The 3,726-nt window shown below is 46.0% G+C and carries 3 protein-coding genes; all 3 read right to left on the bottom strand.

From position 1 onward, the window contains the following. Positions 1-230: 230 nt before the first annotated feature. Positions 231-2,117: an ABC transporter ATP-binding protein gene (locus tag ACFE90_RS37030; protein ID WP_375507216.1), complete on the bottom strand. Its 1,887-nt coding sequence runs from the start codon at positions 2,115-2,117 to the stop codon at positions 231-233. Between the two features lie 619 nt (positions 2,118-2,736). Continuing rightward, the gene (locus ACFE90_RS37035) at positions 2,737-3,237 is read right to left on the bottom strand and encodes a cupin domain-containing protein (RefSeq protein WP_375507217.1); all 501 of its coding nucleotides are present in this window, start codon (positions 3,235-3,237) and stop codon (positions 2,737-2,739) included. 98 nt (positions 3,238-3,335) lie between these two features. Next, on the bottom strand, positions 3,336-3,569 hold the full coding sequence (locus ACFE90_RS37040; protein ID WP_375507218.1) for an NmrA family NAD(P)-binding protein: 234 nt from the start codon (positions 3,567-3,569) through the stop codon (positions 3,336-3,338). Positions 3,570-3,726: the final 157 nt, after the last annotated feature.

A 3,726-nucleotide genomic window follows, 5' to 3' on the forward strand; every position in this document is an offset into this window, starting at 1 on the left:
GAAGTTGAGCCTTTGAACTCGGAAGTTAAGGCTTAACTCTTTGTCAAAGTCAATTTTTTTAACGTAGACGCAAAGCGGCTTGCCGCAGGCTACCGCATAGACGCAAAGCGGCTTGCCGCAGGGTAGGGCGCATTCGCGTAGCGTCTCGTAGAGAAGAACGCAAAGAAAGAGAAGGAAGAGAAGAAAGAAATGCTTAACCCAAGTGTATTGGTTTATAACCGCCCTTTGAACTATAAAGCCCGTAGATGACGATTTCGCACCCGTTCAACACTACCAGTAGGAATTGCAGCAATTAATTTTTGCGTGTATTCCTCTTTAGGTTCTTGATAAATGCTTTCGGCTGTGCCTTCTTCAACAATTTGACCACGATTCATAACTAAAATGCGATCGCTCATAAATTTCACTACACTTAAATCGTGAGAAATAAAGATATAAGTAAGCTGAAAGTCTGACTGTAACTCTTTGAGAAGATTCAATACCTGCGCCTGCACTGAAACATCCAGTGCTGAAACTGATTCATCGCAGATGATAAACTTAGGATTCAATGCCAAAGAACGGGCTATGCAAATTCGCTGGCGTTGACCACCAGAAAACTGATGAGGATAGCGGTTAATCGCATCTGCACTCAACCCCACCCGTTCTAAGAGTTCGGCTACACGTTGGCGTCGTTGTTGCTTTGTTTTACCCACTGCGTGAATTAACAATGGTTCCATCACCGCATCCCCAATCCTCATCCGTGGATCGAGCGAACTGAAAGGGTTTTGGAACACTATTTGCATTTCCCGCCGCAGTTTTTGCAACCGTTCACCTTTGAGGCTAGTAATATCTTGTTTCTCAAAGATAATCTGACCACTCATCGGTTCAATTAATCGCAGCAAGGTTCTGCCAAGGGTGGTTTTACCGCAACCAGATTCTCCCACTAAACCTAGTGTTTCTCCTGGTTTGACATCAAAAGAAACGCCATTAACTGCCATATTGTAGCGTTTTGTACCACCGAACACCCCGCGCACTGGAAAACCAACTTTCAGGTTGCGGATTTGCAACAGGGGTTCCAATTCATTGAAGTTTGCCAATCTTGCAGCAATCTCTTCGGTAGTGACTTCTGTGGGTTGTGCAGGTTCTTTCGGCTGAATTACTACTTGTCCCGTTGCTGTCTCTTCTGCACTCATGTAGTCAGAAACGGTAAGTAGTTTTTGGGGACGGCGGTTGAGTGTGGGACGACAAGCTATCAAACCTTTAGTATATGGATGCTGGGGAGTGCTGAAAATTTGCTCAGAAGTACCAGATTCGACAACTTTACCTTTATACATCACCGCTACTTGGTCAGCAATTTCCGAAATTAGTCCCAAGTCGTGGGTGATGAAAATCATTGCCATGTCACGGCTTTGCTGCAATTCTCGCAACAAGTCCAAAATAGTCGCTTGCACCGTCACATCCAAAGCTGTGGTTGGTTCATCGGCAATTAAAATTAATGGGTTGCAAGAAATTGCCATTGCAATCATTACCCGTTGCAACTGACCCCCAGAAAGTTCATGAGGGTAGCGTTCTAGCATGGCTTCTTTGTGTTCTTTAACCAACTGTGTCAACTTTGATGGTTCTGGTTTAGATGAATTGCTGTTGGTTTGATGCCAAGTTTCGATATACTGCTGCTGAATCTCTTCATCGCTAGGTAGAAGTTTTACCTCTTGTAGACCTGCGATCGCAATTTGTCGTGCTTGGGCTACTGACACATTTTGATGCCGCATAATCGCTTCTGTTAGCTGAAACCCGATGTTATAAACCGGATTAAGCGAACTCATCGGTTCTTGAAAAATCATGGCGATGTCGCCACCCCGGTGTAACTGCATTTGCTCAGGAGGCAATGTTACTAAATCGATAGGGTTAGCATTCTCTTGCGGACGAAACCAGATTTCACCGCCAGTCACTATACCGGGAGTTTGCAACAAACCCATCACAGCTAGGGCTGTCACTGATTTACCACTCCCCGATTCTCCTACTATTCCTAGAGTTTCACCTCGATGCAGCCCAAAGGAAATACCATCCAAAGCTCTGACAGTATTGCCATCACCGGGAAATTCAACTTGGAGATTGCGAACCTCTAGGACAGTTTCTCTCATAGGAGTGGGGTAGAAATATTAACTTAAAATTATCTGGATTTTAACAATAGTTTTGATGTATATGTGGGTGAATTTGGTTTTTACACTCCTTGGCAGTTTTTCACTGCTTAGACCTCAACTATAATCAGGGCTATTTCATTCTAAACATAAAGACTGTATGGTAAAATGCAGCACTAAAAATGAAATATATTTAGTACCGTGAGCCAACCAGCTTTTTCCATTGCTTCAGAAGGTGAGCGTCTCAATATCGAGATGCAGTGAGTCGGGAATGTGCAGTTTCATCAGTGAATCGACTTCCAATATTTCTGATCGGCCCGCGCGGTTCGTCCTACCCTGCATGACGTCTTAGCTGCTCGTGGCAGAAACTGGTCAGATCGGGCAGAAGCGATCGCCAGTCTGGTCGCCGTTCAGCAGGATGGTATAGGTATCGCCCGCGACCGAGATATGCCTGATCCTGTCAGTGATAGTTGTGTTAACGCCATTATGATCCCTAAACTGTCCGCCTAATGGGACGCGGCAGATGATCGGATGGCATGCCGCCTGAGTACGTTTAGGATCTGAAGGGGTCAGGAACGGCGATCGGTCGCGTACCAAAATCTGAGCAAAGCATCGTGATTCGTTAGTCAAGATAGTCTGGCGGGAACACTTCCTGACCATACTTTCTGGCAATTTCCTGCATCCGTTGCTGCGCTGCCTGATCCATAATTGGGGGAGGCAGAAAGGTTCCGGCCGCTACAGGCGTCCCGATCTCCTGAAAGAATTTCTCCAGTCCTGCGGGAACTACCACGCACCACAGATGCGCTATTGTATCTGTCTCATTCTTAAAGTCATGCACTACCCCGCCTTTGGGAATGTTGACAAAGGAACCCTTCTGGGCAACAAAGGACTGGGCTTTAGTTTTAACCACGATTTCCCCTTCCAGGACGTAAAAAGATTCTTGAAAGTTGGCGTGCGCGTGGGGTCCAGGCCCACCTTTCGGCGGTATCAGCATGTCAATGGCGGCGTAAGCTCCTCCAGTTTGTTCACCGGTGATCACCAGGCGGTAGGTATCACCGACAACTGACAGAATCTGACCGTCCTGAGGATTTACAGTCGTAAGATCATTAATTGGATTTTCCATGAGGTTGAATTTGCTCCTGTTTTAGATTTACTCAAGTTGCCCTGTTGCATTTCACGGTCGATACGCCGCACTAATTGCCTAAACCTGTGAGTAGAAAATCATCTGTGGTCATCCAAACGCGACGGTAGGGAAGCGCGATCGCTAAACTCTCCGACTACGAGTTCTGCCCCTGCTTGTTGGAGTGCTTGAGCAGCGGGCTTGTTTGGGTCACGCACAAAGGCACGCACCTTGAAATTTCCGTGCTGCAAAAGATGACGCGCCACCGCGCCGCCCTGATTGCCCGTAGCTCCGGTAACTAAGATAAGTCGTTCTGCGTTTATTTGCTGTATCATGCTTGTTTTTTCGATACTGTTTGCGTATCTGAAATTTCCGGACAGTTTAAACAGTAGCTTGTACAGAAAAAAAGAAAAAGTAGTTAAAATTCAAAGCACTTATGCAAAAAATTCAAAGATGCGTTTGGGTTAATGGACAAGCTCAAAAGCCTGATGA

The sequence above is a fragment of the uncultured Nostoc sp. genome (assembly GCF_964245445.1).
In the GTDB taxonomy this organism is placed as follows: domain Bacteria; phylum Cyanobacteriota; class Cyanobacteriia; order Cyanobacteriales; family Nostocaceae; genus Nostoc.

Excerpts from the sequence above, each read along its gene's own strand:
- ACFE90_RS37030 (WP_375507216.1), bottom strand. The coding sequence starts at position 2,117 with ATGAGAGAAACTGTCCTAGAGGTTCGCAATCTCCAAGTTGAATTTCCC.
- ACFE90_RS37035 (WP_375507217.1), bottom strand. The coding sequence starts at position 3,237 with ATGGAAAATCCAATTAATGATCTTACGACTGTAAATCCTCAGGACGGT.
- ACFE90_RS37040 (WP_375507218.1), bottom strand. The coding sequence starts at position 3,569 with ATGATACAGCAAATAAACGCAGAACGACTTATCTTAGTTACCGGAGCT.